Annotated in this window: 1 protein-coding gene; it reads left to right on the top strand. The window is 68.4% G+C overall.

Going from position 1 to position 674, the window contains the following annotated elements:
* Nucleotides 1-674 (top strand): DUF222 domain-containing protein (locus A9X01_RS16525; protein WP_155772126.1); only part of this gene is annotated, 674 nt, incomplete at both ends.

The raw sequence follows: 674 nt of genomic DNA, 5'->3' as shown, positions 1-674 counted from the left end.
GTGGAGCGGTTGTGTGCGTTGTCCTTTGACGCGCTGACGAATCCGGAGCGGTTGCGGGCCTTGGAACGTTTGGAGCGGGTCAGTCGGCGGCTGCGTTCTGCGCAGCACGGGTTGATCAATGAGCTCGGTGCCCAGGCGAGCAAGGAAGAACTGGGCGGCACGCTGTCGGTGGCGTTGGCCGATCGGTTGCGGATCACCAAAGCCGAAGCCTCCCGGCGCATCGCCGAAGCCGAAGACCTCGGCCCGCGCCGCACCCTGACCGGACAACCCTTGGCGCCGACGCTGATCGCGACCGCGGCCGCCCAGTGCCGGGGTCTGATCGGTGACGGGCATGTGAAGGTGATCCGCTGGTTCTTCACCCACCTACCCACCCACGTGGATGTGTTCACCCGGGAGGCCGCCGAGGCCGACCTAGCCGGCAAAGCCTGTGACTTTCGGCCCGATCAGGTCGGCGCCTACGCGCGTGCGCTGATGGCCCTGTTGCACCCCGACGGCGACTACTCCGAGCAGGACCGCGCCCGCCGGCGCTTTTTGATCCTGGGCAAGCAAGGCTTCGATGGCATGTCGCGCCTGTCGGGGCTGATCACCCCGCAACTGCGGGCGCTGATCGAAGCCGCCTGGGCCAAACTGGCCGCCCCCGGCATGGCCCACCCCGACGACGACACCCCCCGGGT

The organism is Mycobacterium asiaticum (assembly GCF_001668675.1).
GTDB classification, from domain to species: domain Bacteria; phylum Actinomycetota; class Actinomycetes; order Mycobacteriales; family Mycobacteriaceae; genus Mycobacterium; species Mycobacterium asiaticum_D.
The sequence above is the reverse complement of the archived record's forward strand: the minus strand, read 5'-3'. Positions and strand labels throughout refer to the sequence as shown.